Here is a 25,319-nt window from a genome sequence, read left to right as displayed (position 1 = left end):
CCCGGAACGCCGGGAGCAGGTTCAGTGATGGGTCATGCCCTGCTGGATGCGCTGCTCCAGCAGCACCTGCACGGCCTGAAACTCTTCCAGATCGGGGAAGGGGCGCAACTGGCAATGGCTGCCGGTTGCGATCCGCTCGATGGCATGAAAAATCGGCAACGCAAATCCCTGGCCGTGCAGCAGCACCATCAGCACCGGTTGCAGCGAGCCGTTGGCCTGCGGTAATACCGCCTCCTGGCAGCTCAGGGTGTACTGGGCGTGGAAGCCGTACTCCTGGGCAATCCGGCGGTGGACTTCGCTGCCCGGGTGCACGGCATCGGCCAGGTACTTGGCCAGCAGATGCTGCCCGTCGGGCTGCTGCAGCAGGTCGGCAACAAAATCCCGGGACAGCTCGGCCAGCTGCGCTGGTGCCTGCGCCAGATCTGTCCGGCTGGGACTGATCAGGTAGGCGTTGGGGGGGACTTTTTCCCCTTGCCCAATGCGACCGGCTTGTGCGCAGGCGATCTGCTGATGAAGGTGCTTGAGCAACTGCCAGTCGGCATTTTCTAGTAAAGGCATGGGTCAATCGCTGGCGCAGGAGCAAAATCGATCAGGCATTCTAGCCCTGCTAACGCGTTAAAAATAAATAGTAATTTCTCGAAAGTCAGAGGTGGTTTGCGGTATATAGCCCGGTGAACAGAAGCAGGAGAGCGCCATGGCGAAGCTACAAATACTGTCCGATTTGCATTTGAGCGTGCATGCAATGGCGCCGGTGGCGACCGACGCCGACATCGTGGTTCTGGCCGGGGACGTGGCCCGCCCGCAGGCCGCCGTGGCGTGGGCCAGGCGCTTTGCCAAGCCTGTGGTCTACGTGCCCGGTAACCACGAGTTTTATGGCGCCAGCCTGCCCGAGACGGTCGGGCAATTGCAGGATCTGGCCCGGGGCAGCCTGGTGCATGTGCTGGACAACCAGGCCGTGGTGCTGCACGGCGTGCGCTTTCTGGGCAGCACCTTGTGGACCGATTTCCAGGTCGCCGGCACGGGTGCGCAGCGCGATGCGGCGATAGCCCAGTCGCTCCAGTTCAATCGGGATTTCAGCCGTATTCGGCTGCATGGCGGTGCCGATGCACCGCTGTTTACGCCGCAGGACAGCGCGGCATTGTTCGCCCGCAATGCCCGGTGGCTTGACTCCGAGCTGGCCACGCCCTTTGCCGGCCCGACGGTGGTGGTGACCCACCATGCCCCGGCCCTGCCCAGCGTGGCGGCACAGTTCGCCGGTTCTCCTTTGAACGTGAACTTCGTCTCCGATGCCCCGTGGCTGCTGGAAGGCCGACGGGCCGCCCTGTGGATTCATGGCCACATGCACCATTGCTGCGATTACACCGTCGACGGAACCCGGGTGCTGTGCAACCCCCGAGGCTATGTCCGTGAAGGTGTGCCGGAGAACCCACAGTTCGACCCGGCCTTCACCGTGGAGCTGGCCACCGCCTAATCGGCGCCAGTCTGGATAAAAGAATAGCTGCTGGTGCTTATCAAGCAAGCGCCAGCAGCTATTTTTTTGGCTTACAGGCCCAAGGCAGCAATGCCAGCCTTGGCAACCTGCGCATCTTCAGGTGCCTTCACGCCGGAGACGCCGACGGCGCCCAGGCACTGGCCGTCCTTGACGATGGGCACGCCGCCTTCGAGCAGACCACCGGGGGCGATCGGGGTGACGCTCAGGAAAGCGTTGCGGCCATTGTTGACCATGTCCTCATAGCCCTTGGTATCGCGGCGGCCCAGCGCGGCGGCGTGGGCTTTGGCCGGGGCGATGTGGGCCGAGATGGCGGCTGCCCCGTCCAGGCGCTGCAGCCAGAGCAGGTGGCCGCCGTCGTCGACGATGGCGATGGTCACGGGCCAGTGGTTCTGCAAAGCCTCGGCTTCGGCGGCAGCGGCGATCTGCTTGACGTCGGCCAGCTCCAGAGCGGGTTTGTTTTTCATAGCATGCAATCCTTCATCAGTAATCGGTGAAACGATGGAATGTAGGACAACTGTGTCTTTCCTGGCGTGGCTATTTAGGAAAAACATTTGTGCATAAAACATACCCAGCAGCGCCGTTTGCCGAGGGAACTTGTCCGGGGGCAATTGCTCCTAGAATGCCGAGGGTACTGCAATGTGCAGTAAATACTTTTCATTACAGGAGTCTAGACCCATGCAACACCACTTTCCGACGCTGGATACCGCCGGCCTGGATCTCGTTCAACAGCAGCGCCAAAAGGTGTTGCGCAATACGTATTGGCTGCTGGCATTGAGCCTGTTGCCCACCGTGCTGGGGGCTTGGCTGGGTCTGAGTACGGGGATTACGCGCGGCCTGTCCGGCGGCCTGGGGCTGATCGTGTTCATGGTCGGGGCGTTCGGTTTCATGTTCGCCATCGAAAAGACCAAGCACTCCGCCATGGGCGTGGCCGTGCTGCTGGGCTTTACGTTTTTCATGGGGCTGATGCTCTCGCGCCTGATTGCGATGGTGCTGGGCTTCAAGAATGGCTCCGAGCTGATCATGACGGCCTTCGCCGGCACCGCCGGGGTGTTTGTCGTCATGGCCAGCCTGGCCACGGTCATCAAGCGCGATCTGTCCGGCCTGGGCAAGTGGCTGTTCGTGGGCGTGATCGTGTTGCTGGTCGGTTCGGTCATCAACGTGTTTATCGGCTCCACCGCCGGCATGTTGGCGATTTCCACGGCAGCCATTGCCATTTTCAGCATCTACATGCTCTACGACATCAAGCAGATCATCGATGGCGGCGAGACCAACTACATCAGCGCCACCTTGTCGCTGTACCTGGATGTCTACAACGTCTTCCAGAGCCTGCTGGCCCTGCTGGGGATTTTTGGCGGCGAACGCGACTAAGCCTGCGTTACCAGCTATCTGAAGATAAAAAAATAGCTGCTGGCGCTTGCCAGATAAGGTTTTTAGAGTTAATTCACTTTAAAAACCTTATCTGGCAAGCGCCAGCAGCTTTTATTTTTATAGTTTGATCAGAACGTTAGAACAGTTCCACGTCGTCGTGCGTGATCTGTTCTTGCTTGTTGAAGACGCCGAGAGCTTGCAGGGTTTCGTAGTGGCAGACACGGTTGCGTCCGTTTTCCTTGGCGTAGTACAGCGCCTCGTCGGCCTGGCTCAACAACTGTGTGGGCGAGGGGGCGTGCATGTGGGCGCCTGAAAAACCCAGGCTCACGGTGATTTTGCCGATTTGCGGAAATTCGTAGTTTTGCACCGCCTGACGGAAGTGTTCCAGGGCAGTAAAAGCGGCGTCCAGCGTCATCGCCTGCAGCAGAATGACAAATTCTTCGCCACCGAAGCGGAACACCCGGTGCTGCGAGCCGAAGCTGGAACGCAGCAGATTGGCCACCAGGATCAGCACCTCGTCGCCAAAAAGGTGGCCATAGCGGTCATTGACCTGCTTGAAATGGTCGATATCGATCACCACCAGCCAGGGTTGCTGTCCCTTGTCCGTGTGCTTGCTGGCGTTGGACAGCCGCAGCAGGTGCTCGTCGAAGGTCTTGCGGTTGAGCAGACCGGTCAGGGCATCGCGCTCGCTGTAATCGAGCAGGCTCTGGTAGTTGCGGTAGACCTGAAAAATGGCCAGCAGGATATCCAGGTCGTGGCTGGAAAATTCGGCCGACTGGGTGATTTCGATGCACACCCGGGCCTGTTCGCGCATCCAGACCGGCAGCCACAGAATGTATTGCCCGGTGCAGGCCTGCCAGGCAATGCGTTCACGTTTGGCGGCCAGCCCTTCCTGCAAGGCGGGCAGGGTGTTGAGTGCCACGCGCTGCGGGTCGTGCAGAAAATCGACATCGGTATTGACCAGCTGCCCCTCTTCCAGCCAGGTACGAGGGCGCACCCAGTACTGGTCTTCGAAGGGATGAATCTCCAAAGCACGCACTTGCGTGATATCCGGCAGTTGCAAGAGGGTGGATAGGACAGAAAATTCCAGGCGCAAATGGTCACGCTGGCCTGTCATGTGTACCAAGTTCTGCAGAATATCCATGGCAAGAATGCTTTCGCTGGTGTCGTTGTAAAGGGTCTAGCGTTTGCGAAACACCAGATCCCATACCCCGTGACCAAGCCGCAGACCACGCTTTTCAAATTTTGTCGTGGGTCGGTAGTGGGGGCGAGGCGCAAATCCGTCGGCGCCATTGGTCAGTTGGGGTTCGGCACTGAGCACTTCCAGCATTTGTTCGGCATACGGCTGCCAGTCGGTTGCGCAGTGAATGTAGCCGCCTTGGGCCAAGCGGGATGCCAGTTTGGCCAAAAACGGTGCCTGAATCAAGCGGCGTTTATTGTGCTTCTTCTTGTGCCACGGGTCGGGGAAGAAGACGTGAATGCCGTCCAGGCTGGCCGGCGGCAGCATATGCTCGATGACCTCGACAGCATCGTGCTGCAGGATACGGATATTGCCGATGCCCTGCTCGCCGATGCGCTTGAGCAAGGCGCCCACGCCGGGCTCGTGTACCTCGCAGCACAGAAAGTTGTCATCCGGGCGAACCTGGGCAATGTGGGCGGTTGCTTCGCCCATGCCGAAGCCGATTTCCAGAATCAAGGGAGCGGTACGGCCAAAGGCAGCTGCCGCATCCAGGGGGGCTGCCTGGTAGGGCAGGACGAACGCTGCGCCCAGTTCGGCAAATGCCTTGGCCTGACCGGTGGTTACGCGCCCGGTGCGGCGCACGAAGCTGCGGATGGTCTGAGGATGCGCCACATGGGCCGGGGCCGCACCGGGCATGGCAGGGGAAGGAGGAAATTGGTTTTCAGTCACTTGACGATTGTATGTAGAGTGCCAGGCGTTGACCCAATGATTGAGGGCGTCGCCAGGGCATAACTGCGATAAATCTCCAGGGGGTGGGGGCAACCCCAGGAAACTGGCGGCTGCCAGCAATGTTGCCATGGCGTTGCCGGTATCGGCAGCCGGCGCACCGTGTTGCTTGGAAAGCTTCTCGCCATTGGCCATGGTGACCAGGGGCGTGTGCAAATAGCCGGGGGTGGGGTAGCCCAGGGCGCTTTGCAGCAGGAGTTGGCGCGGCGTGTTGTCGCTCAGATCGGCGCCGCGCACGATCTGGGTAATGCCCTGGTCGGCATCGTCCACCACGACGGCCAGCTGGTAGGCCCAGAGTCCGTCGGCGCGGCGCACGACGAAATCGCCGCTGACTTCGGCAGGGCGCTGGGTTTGCCAGCCCTGGCGGCGGTCATACCAGTGCAAAAGTCCGTCTGCGTTCAAGAAAAAAGGAGCTGTTTGCGTAGTCTGTATCTGGCGTGATGGCCAGTTTTTTATGAATTTTTCCAGATGAAAGCGCCAACTGCGCGGCGACTTGCCGTGCAAGCCGCTACGGCAGGTCCCGGGGTAGGGGCGCTCCTGGTGGCGTTGGTGGACACGGCCCTGGGTTTGCCACGCCTGTTCCAGGTCCTTGCGCGTGCAGCCGCAGGGGTAGGCCCAGCCTTGGTCGAGCAGAACCGCCAATGCCTGCGCGTACAGCGCATGCCGTCGGGATTGCCAGACGGGGGGCGCATCGGGATGCAGGCCCAGTTGGGCCAGCTGCTGCAGAATGAAACGGTCGGCCCCGGGGGCGCAGCGTGCCGGGTCAATGTCTTCAATACGCACCAGCCAGCGCCCGTGGTGGGCGCGGGCATCCAGCCAGCTGGCCAGTGCCGCAGTGATGGAGCCTGCGTGCAGGGGGCCTGTGGGGGAAGGGGCGAACCGCCCACAGTATGGGGCAGACATGGGGTGGGGAGTTAAACCGCTTCGCGCTTGGCCAGCGTCGATTTCACGCGTGTTGCCAGCTGGGCAATCGCCAGGGCGGCAGGGCAGCCGGGGCTGGCTTGCAGCAGCAACTGGCGGCGCATCACGGCGTCACGTACTGCCGGATCGGCGGGGATGTCCCCCATATGGATCAGGCGCATGGGCAGGCCCGATTCGGTACTCACAAAGCGGTTGAGTACCTGTTGCAGTTGCCCGGTGATGGCCCGCCCGTCGCCAGGACGGGCAGCCTGGTTGATGACCAGGCGCATGTTGTGGCGCTTTTGTTGTGTGGCCAGAACCTTCATGGCGGCATAGGCATCGGTCAGCGAGGTCGGCTCCGGCGTTGCAACCACCAAAATCTCTGTTGCCAGCGAAAGAGAGAAAAGCACCACGTCGGAGATGCCGGCACCCGTATCGAGCAGCACCACGTCATAGTGCGGGGCCAGGGTGTCGATGGTGTGGATGAGCTGGTTGCGCACCTCGGGCGTCAGGCGCGAGTACTCGACCATGCCCGAGCCTGCCAGCAGGGCGTGAAAGCCGCCAGGGGCCGTGACCACGGCTTCCTGCAAGGCGGCCCGCCCCGTAAACACGTCGTGCAGGGTGATTTTGGGATAGAGGTTGAGTACAACGTCCAGGTTGGCCAGTCCCAGGTCGGCATCCAGAACGAGCACGCGCAGTCCCTGGCGGGTCAATGCGGCGGCCAGATTCGCCGAAACGAAAGTCTTGCCCACGCCGCCCTTGCCGCTGGTCACGGCAATGATGTTCGGGTGGGCGCTGGGGCGCTTGATGGTCGCGGTGCTCGCAGGCATATGGTTGGGAGGGGATGCAACGTCACTCATTGGGTTATCGCTTTCACTAGACGTTACCTGGAGACATGCTGGAGATGGACTCGGCAGCGGCACTTGTCGGCATGATCAGGCCGCTGAAGAGCAGGTCTTTTTCTTCGGCGGTGACGGTGCTGTCTGGTTGCGGTTCGATGCACACGCGGTTACGTCCTAGATTTTTGGCTTGGTAGAGTTGCTGGTCGGCGCGTTCTATCCATAGTTCATTGGTGCTGCGGATCCATTGCAGCGCATAGGCCCCGCCAATGCTGACGGTCAGCGGCAAGGCCTGACCCGGACTCGCATAAAACGGCTGGCTGGCCACCATCTGGCGGATGCGGTCGGCAACATTCTTGCCATATGCAGGCTGGCAGGCCGGCAGGACGATGGCGAACTCTTCGCCGCCGTACCGGGCCAGAGTGTCCATCGGGCGCACACATTCTTGGAGCAACTGGGCTACATGCTGCAAGGCCAGATCGCCGACGTTATGACCGTAGGTGTCATTGACGGTCTTGAAGTGATCGATGTCCACCATGAGGAGCAAGGCGGCATCGCCAGAGCGGGCCACGCGGTCAAGCTCACCTTCCAGCACGGTCATCAACTGGCGCCGATTGGCCGTGCCGGTCAGTGGATCGCGCAGCGAGACGTTGCACAGGCCATCGACCACTGCCTGCAAGTAAGCCACGGGATCGCCCTGGGCATCGGGCAATTGTCCGCAGGCATCCCGCCCTAGCAAGGCCAGGGCTTCACCTAGCTGCAGACGGTCAATGCAGGAGGCCAGTGAAGCAGTGGGGAAGGGGGTGGTCACAGGTATCCGAAGTTCAACGGCAAAGATGGCATCAAGTGTAGCAGTCCGCCTTGATTTTTCTAGGGGCCTCAGGCCTGAAAGGCCCAACGCAAGCCCCTGGAAAAGCAGGTGATGGCACGCCTTATGCGCGTATTAGCGGTGCCGGGACTTCATGGCGCGTTCAACTTCACGTTTGCCCTCGCGCTCTTTGATGGTGTCGCGCTTGTCGTGTTCGGCCTTGCCTTTGGCCAGGGCAATTTCGCATTTCACCAGGCCATCCTTCCAATGCAGGTTCAGAGGGACGAGGGTGTAGCCCTTTTGCTCCACTTTGCCGATCAGGCGCCGGATTTCGGCCTTGTGCATGAGCAGCTTCTTGGTGCGGGCCGCATCGGGGCTGACGTGGGTGGAGGCGGTTTTGAGTGGCTGGATCAGGCAGCCGATTAAAAACAACTCGCCGTTTTTGATCACGACGTAACCATCGGTCAGCTGGACTTTGCCGCTGCGCACAGCCTTGACTTCCCAGCCGTGCAGGACAACGCCGGTTTCGTACCGTTCTTCAAAAAAATAGTTGAAAGCCGCTTTTTTGTTCTCGGCAATTCGGGAGGGGGAGTTGGGTTTCTTTGCCATGGTCTTTCCAGCGAAAGTGCTGCAGGTCTCGGGCTCTTTCTACAATCACGCTTTCGCCAAGCTTGCAATTCTAAGTTTCTCCAGCCCTTCCCAAGGGAGGAAAGCCCTTGCGTGATAAAAAGGTCTTCACTCCGTCTGCCCATGAAATCTGTCAATAAGTCGGTACTGATCTGGTACAGCCCCGAGGAAATGTTTGCGCTGGTGCGTGATGTTGCGCACTATCCGGAGTTTTTGCCCTGGTGCTCGCACAGCCAGGTTCTGGAGGAAAGCGAGCAAGGCATGACGGCCGAAGTGGGCATGTCCATGGCGGGTTTGCGCAAGGCCTTTGTCACACGCAACCAGTATGACGGGCACAGCAAAATCAGTATGCGCCTGGTGAAGGGGCCATTTTCCCGGCTGGAGGGCAATTGGCGGTTCCTCCCCGTGGGCGATGGTCAGCAACGGGCGTGCAAGGTTGAGTTGCAGTTGGTGTACGGTTTCGACAGCGTGGCCTTGGCGGCGCTGATCGGGCCGATCTTTGATCGTATCGCCAACAGCATGGTCGATGCCTTTATCCAGCGGGCGGAAAAAGTGTATGGCTGATGCGCAGATACTGCTCTGGCGTTCGCTTCAGGCCGGTCAGGTGGAGGAGCTGGCACTGGCACTGCCCTTGCCGGCCACCGTGGCGGATGCAGTCCGGATAGCGGGCTGGCCTGCCGCTGAAGTGTGCGGTATCTGGGGGCGGGTTTGTGCCGCCAATACGCTTTTGCACGATGGGGACAGAGTGGAGCTGTACCGCCCTCTGACCGTCGACCCCAAGGTTGCCCGGCGGGAGCGCTTTATTCAGCAAGGTGCGCGGGGAGCGGGCTTGTTTGCAGCCCGCCGGCCTCATAGCAAAGCGGGTTACTGATCAGTCTTTGGGCAACGGGCCGCAGTCGCGGGCCATGATTTCCCGTACGCGGCGGATATCTTGCTGGCGTTGCAGATCGCTCATGGTCGTACGCTGACCATCCGGGCTGATTTGGGCCAGTGGCACGTCGGCCTGCAAGGTGCGCAGGGCAGTCTGGGCACGGTTGCAGTTTTCCTGGCGCTGTTGCAGAAGTTTGGCCTGTGCTTCTTTTTTCTGCTTTTCTTCGGCGGCCTGGCGGGCCGCCTCCTGTTTTTGCTGCTGCAGGTCCTGGGGTGTTGCTTCGCTGGGTGCCGGGGGCGTCGTCGCGTCGGGCTCGGCAGGAAGTTCGGCTTTGGGCAAGCTGACCGGGGAAACGGTGTGGGCCCATGCCGGCGCTTTCAGAATGTTTTTCTCTGGAATATGTACCGGCGGCGGGCGGTCGCTGTAGGTGTTGCGGCCATGTTCATCGATCCATTGCCACTGGGCAAAGGCACTGGTGGCAGTGAAGCAGGTCAAGCAGGCAAACAGGGCAAAAGAGACTCGCATTTCCATGCCATCCAGTGTAGCGGGGGATGGTTGTGCCGGTAGTGGTTTTTTGTTTGTTCCATGCAACGGTAAAAACCCACGGCTACAATTTACCTTTTGGAGCCAACCCTATGCGCCTTCTTGGAAAAGCACTGACTTTTGACGACGTCCTGCTCGTTCCCGCCTACTCCGAAGTCCTGCCCAAGGACGTTTCCCTCGCTACCCAGTTTACCCGCGACATCACCTTGAACCTGCCCCTGGTGTCCGCTGCCATGGATACCGTCACCGAGGCCCGCCTGGCGATCGCCATTGCCCAGGAAGGCGGCATCGGGGTGATTCACAAGAACATGACGGCGCAGGAGCAGGCTGCCGAAGTGTCCAAAGTCAAGCGCCACGAGTCCGGCGTGGTGCATGACCCGGTGGTCATCACCCCTGAACATACGGTGCTGCAGGTGTTGCAACTGTCCGAAGAGTTGGGGATCTCCGGCTTTCCGGTCTGCGATGGCGGCAAGGTCGTAGGCATCGTCACCAGCCGCGACGTGCGCTTTGAAACGCGTTACGACGTCAAGGTGCAGCAGATCATGACGCCGCGCGAAAAGCTCATCACCGTCAATGAAAAAGACGGTACCAGCCCGGCAGAAGCCAAGGCGCTGCTCAACAAACACAAGCTCGAACGCCTGCTGGTGGTGAACGACGCTTTCGAACTGAAGGGCCTGATTACCGTCAAGGACATCAACAAACAGACCATTTTCCCGAACGCCGCCCGTGACAACGCGGGTCGTTTGCGCGTGGCTGCCGCCGTCGGTGTCGGGGCTGGCACGGAAGAGCGTGTCGACCTTCTGGTCAAGGCCGGGGTCGATGCCCTGGTCGTCGATACCGCCCATGGTCACAGCAAGGGCGTGCTGGATCGCGTGCGCTGGGTCAAGCAAAACTATCCGCAGGTACAGGTCATCGGCGGCAATATCGCCACCGGCGCGGCAGCGCTGGCCCTGGTGGAAGCAGGCGCCGATGCCGTCAAGGTCGGGATTGGCCCGGGTTCCATCTGCACCACCCGCATCGTTGCGGGGGTGGGCGTGCCGCAGATCATGGCCATCTCCAACGTGGCCCAGGCGCTCAAAGGCACGGGGGTGCCGTTGATTGCCGACGGCGGTATCCGTTTCTCCGGCGATATCGCCAAGGCGCTGGCTGCCGGGGCTTCCGCCATCATGATGGGGGGGATGTTTGCCGGTACGGAAGAAGCACCGGGCGAAGTCATCCTGTACCAAGGCCGTAGCTACAAGAGCTACCGTGGCATGGGGTCGATTGGCGCCATGCAGCAGGGTTCGGCGGACCGCTACTTCCAGGAATCGACCACGGGCAATCCCAATGCCGACAAGCTGGTGCCCGAAGGCATCGAAGGCCGTGTGCCCTACAAGGGTTCGATGGTGTCCATCGTTTACCAAATGGCCGGTGGCGTGCGTGCGGCGATGGGCTACTGCGGTTGCAAGTCCATTGCGGAAATGAACGACAAGGCCGAGTTTGTCGAAATCACTGCGGCCGGTATCCGCGAATCCCACGTACACGACGTGCAGATCACCAAGGAAGCCCCCAACTACCGTGCCGATTGAGCCGGATTGGACTTTTTAATCCAATGGCCCGTTGCCCGTTGTTGGACAACGGGCCATTGCCATTCTTTTCATGATGGATTGCTATGCAACACGACAAAATTCTGATTTTGGACTTTGGCTCCCAGGTCACCCAGTTGATTGCCCGCCGTGTCCGTGAAGCGCATGTGTACTGCGAAGTGCATCCCTGCGATGTCGGCAGCGACTGGGTGCGCCAGTTTGCGGCCGATGGCCGGTTGAAGGGCATCATCCTCTCCGGCAGCCATGCCAGCGTGTACGAGGTGGACGACAAGGCGCCGGACGCCGTGTTCGAGCTGGGCCTGCCCGTGTTGGGCATTTGCTACGGGATGCAGACCATGGCGAACCAGTTGGGCGGCAAAGTGCAGGGCAGCGACAGCCGTGAATTTGGCTATGCCGAAGTGCGTGCCCACGGCCACACGGCCTTGCTGAAAGACATTGCCGACTTCACCACGGCAGAAGGCCACGGCATGCTCAAGGTCTGGATGAGCCACGGCGACAAGGTGACCGAACTGCCCCCGGGCTTCAAGGTCATGGCCTCCACGCCGTCCTGCCCGATTGCCGGCATGGCCGACGAATCGCGCCGTTACTACGCCGTGCAATTCCACCCGGAAGTCACGCACACCGTGCAGGGCACGGCCATGCTCAACCGCTTCGTGCGCGAGATCTGTGCGGCCAATGCCGATTGGGTGATGGGCAATTACATCGACGAAGCGGTGCAGAAAATCCGTGAGCAAGTCGGTGACGAGGAAGTCATCCTGGGCCTGTCCGGCGGGGTCGATTCCAGCGTGGCGGCGGCGCTGATTCACCGCGCCATCGGTGACCAGCTCACCTGCGTGTTTGTCGATCATGGCCTGCTGCGCCTGAACGAAGGCGACATGGTCATGGACATGTTCGAGGGCCAGTTGCACGCCAGGGTGGTGCGTGTCGATGCCAGCGACCTGTTCCTGGGCAAGCTGGCCGGCGTCACCGAACCAGAGGCCAAGCGCAAGATCATCGGCGGACTGTTCGTCGATGTGTTCAAGGAAGAAGCCGCCAAGCTCAAAGCCAGCGGCCAGGGCCACAAGGGCGCAACCTTCCTGGCGCAAGGCACCATTTACCCCGACGTGATCGAATCGGGTGGCAAGAAAGCCGTCACCATCAAAAGCCACCACAACGTTGGCGGCCTGCCCGAACAACTGGGCCTGAAATTGCTGGAGCCGCTGCGCGACCTGTTCAAGGACGAAGTGCGCGAACTGGGCGTGGCCCTGGGCCTGCCGCGCGAGATGGTCTACCGCCACCCCTTCCCCGGCCCCGGTCTGGGTGTGCGCATTCTGGGCGAGGTGAAGAAGGAATACGCCGACCTGCTGCGCCGCGCCGACGCCATCTTCATCGAAGAACTGCGCAGCCATGTGGATGAGGCCACCGGCAAGAACTGGTACGACCTGACCAGCCAGGCGTTTGCCGTCTTCCTGCCCGTGAAAAGCGTGGGCGTGATGGGCGATGGCCGCACATACGACTATGTGGTGGCCTTGCGTGCCGTGCAGACCAGCGACTTCATGACGGCGGATTCGGCGGAGCTGCCCTATCCGCTGCTGAAGAAAGTGGCGGCCAGAATCATCAATGAAGTGCGCGGCATCAACCGTGTGACTTACGACGTATCGACCAAGCCGCCTGCGACGATCGAGTGGGAGTGATTTTGCTTCTAGCAATGTCGCGCAGAACCAAGCAATAAAATCTCGTAACGCCCTGATTCGTCGGGGCTTTTTATTTTTTGTCTGGCATTGGCGGGCAGCGGTAAGCAGATACCAGCAAGTTAAATTGATGGTGCTTTTAATGGTATTGTTTCGTATGTGTACCATCAACGGCGCTTCGTACCATCGGATAGATTTTGCACCGATGATGGTATCAAATTTGACTAACTTTATGATTTTCAAAGGAAAAAACGCCAAAAAAAGGCAGTTTCCAATGATGGTATCAGTGCGCGGGGGGAGTGATGCTTACAGACGCAAAGCTGCGGGCGATAAAGCCAAGTGATAAACCGTACAAACTTTCTGATCGGGATGGTCTGTATGTGACGGTGCTGACCAGTGGCAGCATATCGTTTCGATTCAACTACAGGATCAACGGGCGCCAAGAGACGTTGGTGCTTGGAAAGTACGGGGGGAGAGGGGGGATTTCGTTGTCCGAGGCGCGCGAGTTGCTTGCGGAGGCGAGGAAGTCCCTGGCTGCCGGCAGATCGCCTGCAAGGCAGAAGGCCAGGGAGAAGCAACGGATGGAGGATGCTGGGACGTTTGGCGAGTGGGCGGAGAAGTGGCTTACGGGCTACAAGATGGCCGAATCCACGCGGGACATGCGCCGCTCGGTGTATGAGCGGGATGTCGCCAGTGCTTTTGCCAGGCTGAAGCTGCCAGAAATAACGCCAGAGGATATCAGGCTGCTGTGCGGGAAGATCGTCGATAGGGGAGCACCTGCAACGGCGGTTCATGCGCGCGAGATTGTGTTCCAGGTCTTTCGCTATGCAACTGAGCGCGGGTATGAGCACCGAAACCCAGCGGAAGACATCAGGCCAACTTCCATCGCCAGGTTCCAGCCCAAGGATAGGGCGCTGTCACCTGAAGAAATCAGGCTGATGTACGGATACCTGGAAAGGGTGTCCACGGTGCCCACAAACAAGCTGGCCGTGAAGCTCTTGCTGCTGACCATGCTGCGCAAGTCTGAGCTGATCGAGGCGGTTTGGGATGAATTCAACTTCACCGATGCGACTTGGGTGATACCTGCTGAAAGGATGAAGAGGCGTAACCCGCACGTCGTTTATCTGTCCAGCCAGGCCCTGGACATTCTTGTGGCACTGAAGACATGCGCGGGAGGGTCAAAGTATGTCTTGCCGTCCAGGTATGATGCCGACGCCCCTATCAGCAAGGCAACGCTGAACCAGGTAACGACGCTGGCATACAGGATGGCAGAAAGGGAAGGGAAGCCGCTGGGTAAGTTTGGCCCGCACGATCTTCGGCGCACCGCCTCTACGCTGCTGCACGAGGCTGGCTACAACTCCGACTGGATCGAAAAGTGCCTGGCTCACGAGCAGAAGGGCGTGCGCGCCGTTTACAACAAGGCCGAGTATGCGGAGCAGCGGCGGGCGATGCTACAGGACTGGGCCAACATGATAGACCGCTGGGTTGCTACGCCGGCTGAAGGCGAGGGGCAGCAGGCAAGATAGCGGCCGTCTTTCTGGCTTCTATCCAGCGTTCAACTTCTTCCAGATCCCACGCAACCAGTCGCGGCGTAATGGAGAATCGGCGCGGGAAGTCTCCGCGCTTTTCCATGTCCAGAATGGTGCGCTCGGAGAGCGGGACGATTTCCAGCAATTGTTTGCGGTTGATGAGTTTTTTGCCGGGCGCACGCATGGCGTCGGCGGTAAGTTCGCGTGTTGTCATTTTTGATTTCCTAATTCATGAGAATGCGTGCCAATGCCAATCATTGCAGCTCGAAAGGCACTGGCGGCATGAGAGTTTCCGTATTAGGCGCGGCGCTCCATGAAGACCGCTTCATGTCCGAAATTGGCGGCAACCAGAGCCTCGGCTTGGGCAGGAGCGACGCTGTTGCCGCACATTCGCACCTGAGCCGTGATCGACAGGGGGATGCGGGGGATTAGGCGTGGATCGCCCGGCACCTGCACGCCGTCCTTGAACAGCAACTTCGGGTCGGGGATTTCGTGGATGATGTAGTTGCTGGGGAAGCTCTGCGCGCGGTATAGCTCGCGCGGCTTGAGCATTCGCAGGGTGATGTCCACCAGCACCCAGCAGATGCCGCCGTAGCTCATCAGCACCAGCTCGGCCGCCTCGGGGAACAGGTCGGGCAGGTGTTCATGCAGCAGGGCCGCGCACGCGCGCGCCTTCTCTCGGTGCTCGGGGGAGAGCGCCTCGGCGGGCACCTGGACGGACTGCACCAGCCCCATGCGTGCCTTGGTCGTCACCGTGGGCATGGGCTTGGCGCAGCCCGAATCCTGGCCGCCCTCGCTGTAATACTGGACGAGGTAGGCCGTCACCAGGCGCTGATTGCTGCCCGAGGCGGTGATCGTCGAAATGGGCGCGCTGGCCGGCCGCCCGTCGCCGTCGTAGAACCCGCCGTTCGCCTGCTCGAAGAAAGCCGATGCGAGCGCGCTGGGCACGCTGCTGGCCGTCACCGAGTTGAGCGGGGTTTCCAGGCTACGGACGCCACTGCTCCACCGCTTCGCGCCGGTGCTGCACGATTCCCCGTGCCCCATGTCGATCAGGTTGGCGACGACCAGGGCCTGTTCGCCTCGGTTCGCCCCCGTCACCGTCGGCAGCGGCTCGGCTGGCGTGGTGCCGGCACGGTCGCCGTGGTGCGTGAGGTGGGCCAGGTGCGCGGCAACTAGGGCGTGCTTGTTCGCCGTCACGACGGTGCCCAGCGGCGCCTCGATGTCCTGCGCGCGCGGCTGCTGGCCCTCGCGCTCGCCGTAGCCGATGGTGACAAGGTGTGCGCCTACCATTGCATGATGCGTGCCGCTGGCCGCCACGGTGGAGAGAGGCTGCTCGACGCTATGACCGCCCATGTGGGCGTCGCTGGTGCCGCGCAGCGGGGCCAAGGTCGGGGCCACGACGCTGAAGTGCCCTCCCTTGACCTGGGCGCAGACGGTGCGCAGCGGAGCATCCGCCGGCATCGTGCGCTGGTTGCTCGCGTTGGCGTGCTCCGTGAGGAACGGGGCGAGCGTGGGCGTCACGACCGCGCGGTGGTTCTCCGTGGTCAATGTGCCCATCGGCTGGTTGGCCGCCGTGGGCTTGCCCGAGTACGCCGGCCCGCCGGCACCGACGAGGAACGGCATCGACGGCATGGCGTCGATGGGGTGGATGCCGGCCTCGTTGCCGCAGGTCGGGCACGCGCCAGGGATTCCCTCATCTTCCGGCCGCCAGGACGGGAACGTGTTGCCGCAGGTGGTGCAGCAGAAATCGTGCGGCCGCTCGGCCGTCGCCGGCGGCGTGGGGAAGATCGGCTCGAACGGCCACGGCTCCGGGTTCGCGGCCAGCGGCGCGATCACGGGCTGGCCCAGCATGTGGTGGTTGCCGGTGGTGACGGTCGGCATGGGTTGGTCGATGCCAGCGCCGGGGTGGCCGCTGGTGTTCGTCACGATGAAGGGCCGCGCACTGCTCAGGACGTGGCGCCACAGGCCCTTGGCGACGCGCCGGCGGGTATTGGCCGCCAGCGGCTTCGGCCGGTCGAAGATGCTGGTCGCGGGCAGCCCGAAGTCGATGCACTCGGCCGCCGTTCTGTAGGGAGCCAGCATCCCGGACAGCACCTCGCGCGAGGTCGGATCGCCGTGCGTCGCATCCGGCCAGATGATCGGCAGGCCGTCGCGGCGCGCCACCAGGAACAGCCGCTTTCGGATAGTCGGTGCGCCGTTGTCGCACGCGCGCAGCTCGCGCCAATCCACCTTGTAGCCGTGCCGGCGGAGTTGCCGGACGAAGCTCTCGAAGGTCTTGCCCTTCTTCGCCGGATCGGGGTAGAGGTTGCCGTCGGCGCCGACGATGACCGGCCCCCAGGTTTGAAATTCCTCGACGTTCTCCAGCATCAGCACCCTGGGTTTCGTGAGCGCCACCCAGCGCATCCCCACCCAGGCCAGTCCCCGGATGTGCTTGGAAACCGGCGTGCCGCCCTTCGCCTTCGAGAAGTGCTTGCAATCGGGACTGAGCCACACCAGGCCAACCGGGCGGTTTCCCGTCACTTCGATGGGGTCGATGTCCCACACGCTTTCGCACAGGTGCTTGGTGTAGGGGTGGTTCAGCGCGTGCATCGCAAGCGCCTCGGGGTCGTGGTTGATGGCGATGTCTACGGGGCGCCCGAACGCGGCTTCCAGCCCGGTCGAGGTTCCGCCGCCGCCGGCGAAGTTGTCGATGATGAGTTCGCCGGGGAACGGCAAGGCGAGTTGCGGGCGCTGCATCTGGGCGGCTCCTTCAAAAACAAGGGGCGCTCGGTGGCGCCCCTGGGGTGTTGGAATTGACGGGATAGGCCCTGCGGGCCTGCACGTTGATGAAGCGGACGTGCGCCGCTCAATCAAAAGGGATGTCGTCGTCCATGTCGGCGAAGTCACCGGACGGCGGGGCCGACTGGGCCGGGCGCTGCGCCGGCGGCGCGTTGCGCGTGGCCGACCTGGCGGATTGACGGCTGCCGCCCTGTTGGCGCGGCGCGTCGCCGCCGTCGTAGTGGCCGCCTTCACCGCCACCTTCGCGGCCGCCGAGCATCTGCATCTGGTCGGCGATGATGTCCGTGCTGTAGCGGTCGGCCCCGGTTTCCTTGTCCTGCCACTTGCGCGTCTTCAGGCGGCCCTCGATATAGACCGATTTCCCCTTGCGCAGGTATTCGCCGGCGATTTCTGCCAGCCTGTTGTAGAAGACGACGCGGTGCCATTCGGTGTCTTCGCGCCGCTCGCCGGTGCCCTTGTCCTTCCAGGTGGAGGTGGTGGCGATGGACACGTTGCAAATCGCGCTACCGTCCGGCGTGTAGCGCACCTCGGGGTCGCGCCCGAGATTGCCCACCAAAATGACCTTGTTCACTGATGCCATGCTGTCTTTCCTTTTCTCGTATAGGTGGTCGCCTTCAGTGCGCGCGGTGCCGGCGCACGACCTCGGCGGCCAGGTTGCGGGCGGCCTCGTCGTGGGGAAGCCGCCCCGTGTCCATCATTCCGTTGCGCCAGCCGTGCCAGTAGGACTTGCTCTTGTCGCTGCCAGGCTCCGGCTCGCCGTGCAGGCCGGCGAGGTAGCCGGCCAGGCAGTCGGCGCCGTCCAGTGCGTCCAGCTCGCGCACCGACGAAAGCGGCTGGTATTCACCCATGACACTCTGCCTTGCGGCGGGCCTCAATGGCCGCGTCAATGGCGCTGCGAAATGCGATCAGGTCGGACGTGTCGGACAGCTCGCCCACGACCTGCCGCAGGGCATTGCCGGGAAGATGGCGCAGAAGGTGTTCCAGGCGTGCTTCGTCGCGCAGGGCGCTCGTCAGATTCGGGTGCAGTTCGAGCGTATCGGCGTCGGGGTCGATGATCTTGTTCTTGTCCCACAAGATCACGTAGCACATGCCACCGATCACTCGCCCGGCGAACCCCGGTGCCTTGTCCAGCAGGCCGTCCAGCGCGTCGTAAAGTGCCTTCAGGTGTTCTTTGTCGTCCGGGTCAAAGTAGTCCGGGGTGTCTTCGCTGGGTTCGCCCAGGACTGGGTAGTGGCCGCGCGACAGACTGTCCAGCAGCCCAATGAGGCTGCCGGCCGCCTCAATATCACGTTCGTCTGCTTTCGCCATCTTCATGGTCGTTCCTTTCTTGTTGCGGCGACCAGCGGCCGCCGAGTCGCTTAATCAGGTGGCGCACGCCGCGCCGGCGCTCGCCGGTGCCACGCACAACCCACAGGCCCGTGCCAGGCCAGAAATCGACGACTAGGCCGGCGGCCGACACGATCAGGTGTGCGCCGCCGTTCTTGGACTCGAAGGGGATGCCAGCGGCCGTCAGGTTCCCGGCCGAGGCGTCGCGGTTGCCGGCGCGCTTGCGCTGGCTGTCTTCTTTCAGCGCGGGTTTCATGTCACGCCAGTAGTCGCCCATGTCACCCATGTTTGGCCCCCTTGGTCGAGGTGATGCCCAGTTGCGCTTTCCATTCGGATGTCATGCGGTAATTGCGATGCGTAGGTGCCGGTAAGGCACACAAAGCCGCACCGGCCCCCTGGTACAGCGGCAAACCAATCGGGTTTTCCGTAGCGCTGTGCGTTGGTGCAGGATATTCAAAACCTTCCAGATCTCTGGCCGCCACAAAAAACAGCCGGCGTCTTTTTTGCGGTACGCCATAATCCGCTGCCATCAACTCTTGGTGCATTACCTGGTAGCCGATGGCTTGAAAGGATTTATAAATCTCTTCAATCATATTGGCGCTCTTGACCTGCGCCAAGCCATAGACATTTTCCATGAGCACAATCTTTGGCTGTAAATTCTGCACATGCCGAATATAATCGCGATACAGAATTCCCAATGGATCTTGGGTCGCCTTTTGCTTTCCTGCCACACTAAAGGGCTGGCACGGCGGACCGCCGATGATGACATCAGGTGCTCCGTGCATAATCATACGCACGGTTTCTGGCGATAATTTCGTAATATCCGCACGGTGAAAATTCCAGGATTTCCTATTTTCCTGGATGGTTGCTTCCACCCAAGGCTCTATGTCCGTGGAAAAACAGGTTTCAAAATTCACCCCCTCGCCTGAGGCCTGTTCAAAGCCCAAATCCAGCCCACCTGCGCCAGAAAAATACGATGCGATGCGTGCGGAGCCGGATACCCCTTGGCGCTGCAAATATTTTTTTACCTGCTGCGCCAACGCACGCGCCAATCCCACCGGCACGGCATTGCCTATTTGCTTCTGCACCTGCCCCAGCGTGCCCATGAACGCATAGTCAAGTGGAAAATCCTGCAAAACCGCTGCTTCCCGAGGGGTGATGTATCGATTTTCTGTTGGATGAACAAATTTATTGAAGATATAAGCGGTCACCGTCAGAGAAGGCTTGTCTCGTTCCAAACGAATCAGCCGCATATTCGGCCCCCCCGTTTTTTTATCGCCCATCCTGACAAAGCTTTCATGTTGCAGATGTTCGGGTAGGTCTCCCATCTTTCCACCAGGAGGCAGATGTTTCATTCTTTCCAGAACAATACCTGTGTACCTTCTGGTCGTATGGTTCGGCAAACTCATACCACCAGCTCCCGCAATACGTGGTCGTCCTTCGCCTTCCGACTCTGTCTTGTTCTCGTCTTTCATTGCGACCTCAATTCGTTAATGTGCTCCAGGACATCGCGCTCTGCGGCTTCCGTTACAGGGTGATGCCCCAGCGCGCGCCCGCACTGGCCGTCTTCCAGTGCGGCGTTATGCGTTGTCATCCTCGGCGTAAACCGTTGCTGTCCAGTACTGGCACGAAATCCGCGTGCCGTCCTTCTTTGTCTCGCTGTACCGTACTTCCCATTCGTGCATTGCTATTCTCCGTATTCAGTTCCGCATAACCCGGCGCTCAAACCGACCCGCCTTCAGCGGGCGGCTTACCTGGGGCGATGGTCAATTGCTCCACCAGCTCGGCGTGCTCTTTCTTCCATCGCTCCAGGGCTTCGTGGGAAAGGTTGATGATGGCCGCTGTCATGCTTCAGCGCCGGACAGGGCGGCTTGTTGCTTGGCGTCCTGAATTCGGCTCAAGTGCGTCAGGTAGTAGACGGCAGCCTCCACCTCTTCCGGTGTCAATACCTGCGGGTCGCGGTTGCGGGTTTCGTCCAGCAGGCCAATGGAGAAAATCAAGGAGCCATGCTTCGGGCCGTAGCCGTAGCCATGGTCTGATCGTTGGCCGTACCAGCGGTCGTAGCTCTTCGTGCTGAAGTGCTGTTCCCACAGTTTGCCGCCGCCGTGCAGGGATAATTCCTTGATGGCGTCATGCAGGGCGCTGGCGCGATCCTCCCCTGCGCTGGCGTAGCTGCCATGAACGCGCAACACGGTTTCTGCCATGGCAATCTGGTCGCTATCAAGGCCAGAGACAGACTCGTTTATGGACTGCCGAATCTTGGAGATTCGCTCCCGGATGGCGGTGCGGTTGGCGTTGTACTCGTCATCCAGGCTCTTCAGCGACTGCTGGGCGGCGTGTAGTGCCACATAAGATTCTGTCAGCCTGCTACTCTGCATGGCGCTCGCCTACAAGTCCTTCCACCAGGTCATCAATCAGCCGCGAAAGCTCGCCGCTCATCAAGGTGAAATCGGAATCGAATTGCTCGGCTTCGTCTTCGGTGGGGGAGCGGCCCTCTTGCAGCACGTCCAGCGGCACAATGCGCTTCAGCTCCATGCCGTCGGTGAGCATGAAAGAAACCTTATCCGCCCAGGTCAGCGCCATGCGGGTGCATTGCTTACCGGCTTCGACGTGGCGCCGGGCGTCGTCCAGCTCCACGGTTTCGCGGACATATCGCACCGCGCCGCCGCTTTCTGACGTGGAGCGCAGCTCGGTGTCGCTGTCGATGGTGAAGTTGGCTGGCGGTTCATCGCTGATAAGCCAGTTGGACATGGCTGCCGCCGGTGACACCTCGGTGTAGAGCGGCATGACGGGGAAGGGGTCAAGCGCCTTGGCAAGAGCGCCCATTACCTCATCGCTCTTTGCTGCCGTGGCCGTGTCGATCACCAGCCAGCGGTTCTTGATGTCAATCCACACGCGGGTGTCGCGGTACTGGCTGAATGCCTTGGGAAGCAGCTCATCGGTGATCTGCTCCTTGATTTCCTTCATCTGCCTACGGCCAGGTCGGTAGCCTTGCTGCTCTTCGACCTCTTTGGCGCGGGCGGCGGTGAATTGGTTGATGACGGTCGTTGGCAGGATCTTCGACTCCACGCGCAGCGTCAGCAGGTAGTTGCCGTCGATGGCATGCACCAGGCCGGATTCAGGGCGGGGTGGAACCCAGCCCATTGCCGTCATTTCAGTGGCGCCGCCGGGGCGAAACGCTGTTGCCCCCAGAGCATCCTCAAGGGCAGCGGCGTCCAGACTCCAAGCAGGTGAAAGCCGGAAGATTCTTAGGTTTTTGAACCACATGATGAATTCCTTTTGTTGGGCCTATTCGGCGTGGCCCGTGTTGATCTGCATAGGGGCGGATTCGACAATGGCGATGATTTCGCTCATGGCGTCGCGTGTGCTGATTCCGCCTTCGGCTTGGTGCTTCTGGATGGCGGCAGCGATCTGATGTAGAGCTGCTTCGGCAGCTTCGTTTCGCATGCCAGGCTTCGGCGGGCTGGCCTGGATGGCTTCGCCGCGCTGGTGCAGGAGCATGCAGAAGGCGGCCACGTCGCGCGGGTTGCCCTTGAAGACATGCGCCAGCAGCATGTCGGACAGGGCCTGGGCGCTGACCTTGGCCTTGTCTTCCCAGCCGCCGCGCCCCTTCGCGCGCGCATCCGCCAACTTGGCCTTCAGCTCGGCCGCGAAGCGATCTACCGCCTCGTCGTCGGGATGGGTGGCTTGGGTCATGCGACCACCTCTTCAGGGCGGAACTTCTTGAAGGGCAGGCTCTGGAGGTGCTGGCCGAAGAACGTGCCCAGCGACTCGGCGCCGATGAAGTCCGCGTACACCTGCGGTTCGACACCCGGGTAGTGGTAGATCGCGCCGGCGCCGCGCTGGAACGTCACGGCCAGCGTGCGCGTGGCTTCGTCGTAGCCGACGGCCTTGATCTTGTGCGACTCCACTTCCTTCATGGGGATGTGCTGGTAGTTGGCGGCGTCGTCAAAAGCTGCTGCGGGTGCTCGGGTTGCCATGTCGGTAGTCCTTTCAGGGTTGCGGGTTGTGGCCGGGGCGGCCTGGGTTACCGGCGCCGGCTGTCCGGCCTGCACGGTCTGGATGTGCCGCACCAGGGCGGCGCAGATGCGGGGGAAATCCCGCTCGCGGTACAGCTTTGCCGACTTGTCGGTGGCGACATGGGGAAAGCCCAGCGTCGCCAGCCCGTCGGCGGTCAGCGCGATGGGCGCCAGGCGCTCGTTGATCTGGCCCAGCTTCAGCGTTGCGGTGGAGAGGCTGCCGCCACCGCCGCCACCCATCGGGCGGCTGTGGGCCGCGCACTGGGGGCTGGCCGTGACGAGTTCCGCCGCCGGCGCTGCTGCCATGTCCACTCCCAGGAAGGCCGATGCGTCCGCGTTGCCAGGGAAGTAGCTCGCAAGACTGTCGGGGCCGGTGTTCTCCAGCGCCGCATTGGCCGGGTGCAGCGGCACGATGGCGGCGTCTTCCGCCTCGTCAAGCGAGCGTTGCTGGGCGGCCGCCGCGTCGCGGGCTTGCTTTTCCCTGGCCTCGCGCTCCAGCCGCTCGGCCTCCTCCTTGCGGATTTGCTCGCGCTGGGCTTCCAGTCGGTCGGCCTCTGCCTTCTTGTGCGCCTCGATGCGCGCCGTGATCGCCAGCTTGAAGTCGTCCAGAGGCTTGACCGCGAGCTGTTGCAGGTCGGCCAACAGCGCGCGGTGCTCGGCGGCGTTGGTGCTCACCCAGACCAGTTTCGCGCGCAGGTCGGCGGCCTTCTGATCGGCGGCGATCTTGCCGTTCGCCAAGGCCGTGTCGATCTTGTCCTGCACGCTCGCCAGGGTCTTCAGGCCCTTGATGACGGCCGCGAAGTCCGGCGCCGGCACGTCCAGGCGCAGGTCGGCAATTTCGCGTTGGAGTTCGGCCAGATGGTCGGCGAACGCCTTGCGGGCGGCCTCGATCTTTTCCTCGCGCCGCCGCTTTTTCTCGCTCTCCAGCAGCTTTTCTGCCATGAGGCGGTTGTCGCGCGTCAGCTTGTGCAGCGCATCCTTCGCGCGCTTCGCGGCATCGACGCCGGACACCTGGGCCAGCATCTGCGCCTCGGCGGCGTCGAGCGCATCCTCGGCGCGCTTCAGCGCCTTGATTTGCAGGTCGAGGTCGGCGAAGTCCTGGTCGGTCTGCGGCTCACGTATCAGGCGCTCGTCGAGAAACTGGCGCAGGGCCTGCTCGAACACCGTGAAGTTCTCGGCCACGGTCAGCGCGCCGGACACCTGCACCGACACGGCGGGCAGCGCCTGGACGGGTTTGGCGACGATGGCCGGCTTGGCCTCGGGCAGCACGTAGTCGGCCAGGTCGCGGTCGAACTGCGCCCAACCAGCGCGGATGCGGTCGAACCATTCCGGGTCGGGCCGGACTTCGACCCAAACGATGTTGCCGGGCGTGCCGTCGGAGACGACGAAGATCACGCGCGCGGCGCCCGTCACCAGCATGATCTGCTGGCACTGCGGCATGTGTTCCTCGGGCAGGATGCCGGCGCGCACCGATGCGGCCAGGGCCTCGTTCCATTGCTTGTGCTCGAACGCTGTGTCGTAGAGCATGGTCAGCCCGTCGCACGATGCCGACAGATTGCCGCCCTCGTCCTCGTTCGAGGTTGTCACCGGGTAGAGGTCTTCGCCGATGATTTCCTCGACCAGCGGCCGGGCCAGGGCTTCGACCTGGTGCCCGTAGTCGAGGATGTTCACCTGCACCCAGTCGGAGAACTCCTTCGGCGTGCCGGTGTGTTTGATGCGCAGCAGCTCGGAGCGGGTCGTTTTCTTCGATAAGCCGAGCATCGCGGCGGCTTCGCTGGCGCCGTGGTGGGTCAGGCGGAATGCTTGCCATTCCGGGCTGCCCTGGACAAGTTCGTGGATTTTCATTGCTGCGCACCCCCTTCAGTCGCCCACGACGCGATTTCCATCTTCTGGTCGTCGGTGAGCAGTTCCTTGGTCTGAATCATTGCGATCAGGTCGTTCACCGACTTGCCGCCCTCGATGGCCTTGCGCCACCCGGCTTTCTTCTTCTCGAAGGCTTCATCGCTGCACGTCGGCAGCGAGCTGCCCTTAGAGCCGTTGCCGGCGCCAGCCCCGCCGCCGGCATTGCCCGTGCCGCCGTTCTTGCCGGCCTGCTGTTCGGCCTTGTTCTCCATGACGCTCTTCCACGAGGATTCGCCGTCGCGGATGGCGCCATAGATGCCGCGCAAATTGACCAGCTCGGCGGGCGAGCAGGTGTCCAGCGTGTGGCCCAGGTATTCGGTCAGGTCGGCGGCCTTGACGCCGATTTCGCCGAAGGCATCGGCGATGCGCTTGCGCTCGGTGTCGGGGTCGCGCGCGGCTTCGTCAAGGCGGATGGCTTTGATGATGGCCTCGGCCTCGTCCTGCAAGTCGCCGGGGATGATGCGCAGGCCCAGGGTGCGAATGGCCTTGGAAATCTGCGCGGCGCGCTTGTTCAGCAGGTCGTCGTCGGTGGCGGGCACCGTATAGACGTTGCGGTTGTAGCTGTTCTTGCGAACGCTGATGTAGGTGCCGTCGTCGGACGGCTTCGACCGCTCCACCGTCTTCGTGACACGCACGTCCAGCGGGTAGGTCAAGTTCGATTCCAGGTCGGTGACGCTGACGCGGTGGATTTCCTTGCCCTCGTCCTCGAAGATCATGCTGGTTTCGACCAGCACGTTCGTCATGCAGCGCAAGGCCACCTCGACAAAGCGAATGCCCAGGCCCTCCACGCCGTCGCCGATGGGCTTGCGGTAGTAGGCGGACTTGTTGTTGGCGAAGCTGGGGCGCTTGCACTCCTTGAGCAAGTCCTGGCGCACCTGATCCCACTGGCGCGGGCGGCGCAGCGCCATCACGTAGCGGGCCTCGACAACGGCCTTGGCCTGGGCGGCCACGTAGGCCGATGCGGTTTCCTGGGCGGCCACGTAGGCCGATGCGGTTTCCTGGGCGGCCAGGGTCGAGCTGGTGCCGCCGAAGTCCTGGCGCACGGCCAGGGCCTGATTCACGGGGTAGTTCATGAGAGGGGTTCTCCGGTAGGTT

28 protein-coding genes and 1 pseudogene are annotated in these 25,319 nt (G+C 61.8%); 7 read left to right on the top strand and 22 right to left on the bottom strand.

From position 1 onward, the window contains the following. Nucleotides 1-21: 21 nt before the first annotated feature. Complete coding sequence (locus ACFO3A_RS01275) at nucleotides 22-558, bottom strand: hypothetical protein (RefSeq protein ID WP_377723243.1); 537 nt, start codon at nucleotides 556-558, stop codon at nucleotides 22-24. A gap of 136 nt (nucleotides 559-694) precedes the next feature. Between ACFO3A_RS01275 and ACFO3A_RS01270 the strand changes: the two genes are divergently transcribed. Beyond that, entirely contained in the window at nucleotides 695-1,471 is a 777-nt protein-coding gene (locus ACFO3A_RS01270) for a metallophosphoesterase (RefSeq protein WP_377723241.1), read from the top strand. 71 nt (nucleotides 1,472-1,542) lie between these two features. On the opposite strand, the gene ACFO3A_RS01265 is transcribed toward ACFO3A_RS01270, so the two are convergent. Next, nucleotides 1,543-1,956 (bottom strand): heme-binding protein, encoded by a 414-nt coding sequence (locus ACFO3A_RS01265; RefSeq protein ID WP_377723239.1) that lies wholly within the window; start codon nucleotides 1,954-1,956, stop codon nucleotides 1,543-1,545. A gap of 211 nt (nucleotides 1,957-2,167) precedes the next feature. Here ACFO3A_RS01265 and ACFO3A_RS01260 point away from each other — a divergent pair, with 211 nt between their 5' ends. Further along, nucleotides 2,168-2,860 (top strand): Bax inhibitor-1/YccA family protein, encoded by a 693-nt coding sequence (locus tag ACFO3A_RS01260; RefSeq protein ID WP_377723238.1) that lies wholly within the window; start codon nucleotides 2,168-2,170, stop codon nucleotides 2,858-2,860. A gap of 136 nt (nucleotides 2,861-2,996) precedes the next feature. Here ACFO3A_RS01260 and ACFO3A_RS01255 read toward each other — a convergent pair whose 3' ends face one another. The 6 genes and pseudogenes from ACFO3A_RS01255 to smpB form a co-directional block, all read right to left on the bottom strand. After that, a complete protein-coding gene (locus ACFO3A_RS01255; RefSeq protein ID WP_377723236.1) occupies nucleotides 2,997-4,004 on the bottom strand; it encodes a GGDEF domain-containing protein in 1,008 nt (335 codons plus the stop codon). Nucleotides 4,005-4,040: 36 nt separating this feature from the next. Then, nucleotides 4,041-4,736: a tRNA (guanosine(46)-N7)-methyltransferase TrmB gene (gene trmB, locus ACFO3A_RS01250; protein ID WP_377723698.1), complete on the bottom strand. Its 696-nt coding sequence runs from the start codon at nucleotides 4,734-4,736 to the stop codon at nucleotides 4,041-4,043. A gap of 39 nt (nucleotides 4,737-4,775) precedes the next feature. After that, nucleotides 4,776-5,729, bottom strand: a pseudogene (gene gluQRS, locus ACFO3A_RS01245) (tRNA glutamyl-Q(34) synthetase GluQRS); the annotation flags it as partial. 11 nt (nucleotides 5,730-5,740) lie between these two features. Continuing rightward, the gene (locus ACFO3A_RS01240; RefSeq protein WP_377723235.1) at nucleotides 5,741-6,586 is read right to left on the bottom strand and encodes a MinD/ParA family protein; all 846 of its coding nucleotides are present in this window, start codon (nucleotides 6,584-6,586) and stop codon (nucleotides 5,741-5,743) included. 16 nt (nucleotides 6,587-6,602) lie between these two features. Continuing rightward, the gene (locus tag ACFO3A_RS01235) at nucleotides 6,603-7,376 is read right to left on the bottom strand and encodes a GGDEF domain-containing protein (protein ID WP_377723233.1); all 774 of its coding nucleotides are present in this window, start codon (nucleotides 7,374-7,376) and stop codon (nucleotides 6,603-6,605) included. Nucleotides 7,377-7,508: 132 nt separating this feature from the next. Further along, nucleotides 7,509-7,982 (bottom strand): SsrA-binding protein SmpB, encoded by a 474-nt coding sequence (gene smpB, locus ACFO3A_RS01230; protein ID WP_377723231.1) that lies wholly within the window; start codon nucleotides 7,980-7,982, stop codon nucleotides 7,509-7,511. 141 nt (nucleotides 7,983-8,123) lie between these two features. Here smpB and ACFO3A_RS01225 point away from each other — a divergent pair, with 141 nt between their 5' ends. Both ACFO3A_RS01225 and ACFO3A_RS01220 read left to right on the top strand, forming a co-directional pair. Beyond that, the gene (locus tag ACFO3A_RS01225; protein WP_377723229.1) at nucleotides 8,124-8,564 is read left to right on the top strand and encodes a type II toxin-antitoxin system RatA family toxin; all 441 of its coding nucleotides are present in this window, start codon (nucleotides 8,124-8,126) and stop codon (nucleotides 8,562-8,564) included. Next, nucleotides 8,557-8,871, top strand: a complete 315-nt coding sequence (locus ACFO3A_RS01220; RefSeq protein ID WP_377723227.1) for an RnfH family protein — start codon at nucleotides 8,557-8,559, stop codon at nucleotides 8,869-8,871. Before ACFO3A_RS01225 ends, ACFO3A_RS01220 begins: the two co-directional genes overlap by 8 nt. Here the strand turns inward: ACFO3A_RS01220 and ACFO3A_RS01215 are convergent, their stop codons facing one another. Further along, nucleotides 8,872-9,396, bottom strand: a complete 525-nt coding sequence (locus tag ACFO3A_RS01215; RefSeq protein ID WP_377723226.1) for a DUF4124 domain-containing protein — start codon at nucleotides 9,394-9,396, stop codon at nucleotides 8,872-8,874. It lies immediately after the preceding gene. Between the two features lie 110 nt (nucleotides 9,397-9,506). Between ACFO3A_RS01215 and guaB the strand changes: the two genes are divergently transcribed. The 3 genes from guaB (at nucleotide 9,507) to ACFO3A_RS01200 (ending at nucleotide 14,196) form a co-directional block, all read left to right on the top strand. Next, on the top strand, nucleotides 9,507-10,982 hold the full coding sequence (guaB, locus tag ACFO3A_RS01210) for an IMP dehydrogenase (RefSeq protein ID WP_377723224.1): 1,476 nt from the start codon (nucleotides 9,507-9,509) through the stop codon (nucleotides 10,980-10,982). 83 nt (nucleotides 10,983-11,065) lie between these two features. Continuing rightward, complete coding sequence (guaA, locus tag ACFO3A_RS01205; protein ID WP_377723222.1) at nucleotides 11,066-12,673, top strand: glutamine-hydrolyzing GMP synthase; 1,608 nt, start codon at nucleotides 11,066-11,068, stop codon at nucleotides 12,671-12,673. Nucleotides 12,674-12,972: 299 nt separating this feature from the next. Then, nucleotides 12,973-14,196: a tyrosine-type recombinase/integrase gene (locus ACFO3A_RS01200; protein WP_377723220.1), complete on the top strand. Its 1,224-nt coding sequence runs from the start codon at nucleotides 12,973-12,975 to the stop codon at nucleotides 14,194-14,196. Here ACFO3A_RS01200 and ACFO3A_RS01195 read toward each other — a convergent pair. The 13 genes from ACFO3A_RS01195 to ACFO3A_RS01135 form a co-directional block, all read right to left on the bottom strand. After that, the gene (locus ACFO3A_RS01195) at nucleotides 14,159-14,413 is read right to left on the bottom strand and encodes a helix-turn-helix transcriptional regulator (protein WP_377723219.1); all 255 of its coding nucleotides are present in this window, start codon (nucleotides 14,411-14,413) and stop codon (nucleotides 14,159-14,161) included. The genes ACFO3A_RS01200 and ACFO3A_RS01195 overlap by 38 nt on opposite strands. Before the next feature lie 83 nt (nucleotides 14,414-14,496). Then, nucleotides 14,497-16,935, bottom strand: a complete 2,439-nt coding sequence (locus ACFO3A_RS01190) for a DNA cytosine methyltransferase (RefSeq protein ID WP_377723217.1) — start codon at nucleotides 16,933-16,935, stop codon at nucleotides 14,497-14,499. A gap of 109 nt (nucleotides 16,936-17,044) precedes the next feature. After that, a complete protein-coding gene (gene ssb / locus ACFO3A_RS01185) occupies nucleotides 17,045-17,557 on the bottom strand; it encodes a single-stranded DNA-binding protein (protein WP_377723215.1) in 513 nt (170 codons plus the stop codon). A gap of 34 nt (nucleotides 17,558-17,591) precedes the next feature. Next, nucleotides 17,592-17,825: a hypothetical protein gene (locus ACFO3A_RS01180; protein ID WP_377723213.1), complete on the bottom strand. Its 234-nt coding sequence runs from the start codon at nucleotides 17,823-17,825 to the stop codon at nucleotides 17,592-17,594. Next, complete coding sequence (locus ACFO3A_RS01175; protein WP_377723211.1) at nucleotides 17,818-18,291, bottom strand: hypothetical protein; 474 nt, start codon at nucleotides 18,289-18,291, stop codon at nucleotides 17,818-17,820. The genes ACFO3A_RS01180 and ACFO3A_RS01175 overlap by 8 nt, the downstream gene beginning before the upstream one ends. Further along, nucleotides 18,263-18,589 (bottom strand): hypothetical protein, encoded by a 327-nt coding sequence (locus ACFO3A_RS01170; protein WP_377723209.1) that lies wholly within the window; start codon nucleotides 18,587-18,589, stop codon nucleotides 18,263-18,265. The genes ACFO3A_RS01175 and ACFO3A_RS01170 overlap by 29 nt, the downstream gene beginning before the upstream one ends. Continuing rightward, on the bottom strand, nucleotides 18,582-19,778 hold the full coding sequence (locus ACFO3A_RS01165; RefSeq protein ID WP_377723207.1) for a DNA (cytosine-5-)-methyltransferase: 1,197 nt from the start codon (nucleotides 19,776-19,778) through the stop codon (nucleotides 18,582-18,584). The genes ACFO3A_RS01170 and ACFO3A_RS01165 overlap by 8 nt, the downstream gene beginning before the upstream one ends. A 247-nt stretch (nucleotides 19,779-20,025) precedes the next feature. Then, a complete protein-coding gene (locus ACFO3A_RS01160; protein ID WP_377723206.1) occupies nucleotides 20,026-20,151 on the bottom strand; it encodes a hypothetical protein in 126 nt (41 codons plus the stop codon). Beyond that, nucleotides 20,148-20,651, bottom strand: a complete 504-nt coding sequence (locus tag ACFO3A_RS01155; protein WP_377723205.1) for a hypothetical protein — start codon at nucleotides 20,649-20,651, stop codon at nucleotides 20,148-20,150. The genes ACFO3A_RS01160 and ACFO3A_RS01155 overlap by 4 nt, the downstream gene beginning before the upstream one ends. A gap of 19 nt (nucleotides 20,652-20,670) precedes the next feature. Beyond that, on the bottom strand, nucleotides 20,671-21,570 hold the full coding sequence (locus ACFO3A_RS01150; RefSeq protein WP_377723203.1) for a recombination-associated protein RdgC: 900 nt from the start codon (nucleotides 21,568-21,570) through the stop codon (nucleotides 20,671-20,673). 21 nt (nucleotides 21,571-21,591) lie between these two features. After that, the gene (locus tag ACFO3A_RS01145) at nucleotides 21,592-21,999 is read right to left on the bottom strand and encodes a hypothetical protein (RefSeq protein ID WP_377723202.1); all 408 of its coding nucleotides are present in this window, start codon (nucleotides 21,997-21,999) and stop codon (nucleotides 21,592-21,594) included. Then, a complete protein-coding gene (locus ACFO3A_RS01140; RefSeq protein WP_377723201.1) occupies nucleotides 21,996-24,167 on the bottom strand; it encodes a KTSC domain-containing protein in 2,172 nt (723 codons plus the stop codon). Before ACFO3A_RS01140 ends, ACFO3A_RS01145 begins: the two co-directional genes overlap by 4 nt. Then, nucleotides 24,164-25,297 carry a hypothetical protein gene (locus ACFO3A_RS01135; RefSeq protein WP_377723199.1) on the bottom strand — a complete coding sequence of 378 codons (1,134 nt, stop codon included), beginning with the start codon at nucleotides 25,295-25,297 and terminating at the stop codon, nucleotides 24,164-24,166. Before ACFO3A_RS01135 ends, ACFO3A_RS01140 begins: the two co-directional genes overlap by 4 nt. Nucleotides 25,298-25,319 lie beyond the last annotated feature (22 nt).

The organism is Comamonas nitrativorans (genome assembly GCF_042654765.1).
Lineage (GTDB): Bacteria > Pseudomonadota > Gammaproteobacteria > Burkholderiales > Burkholderiaceae_C > Comamonas > Comamonas nitrativorans.
Note: the sequence above shows the minus strand (reverse complement) of the source record. Positions and strands in the feature narration are given on the sequence as shown.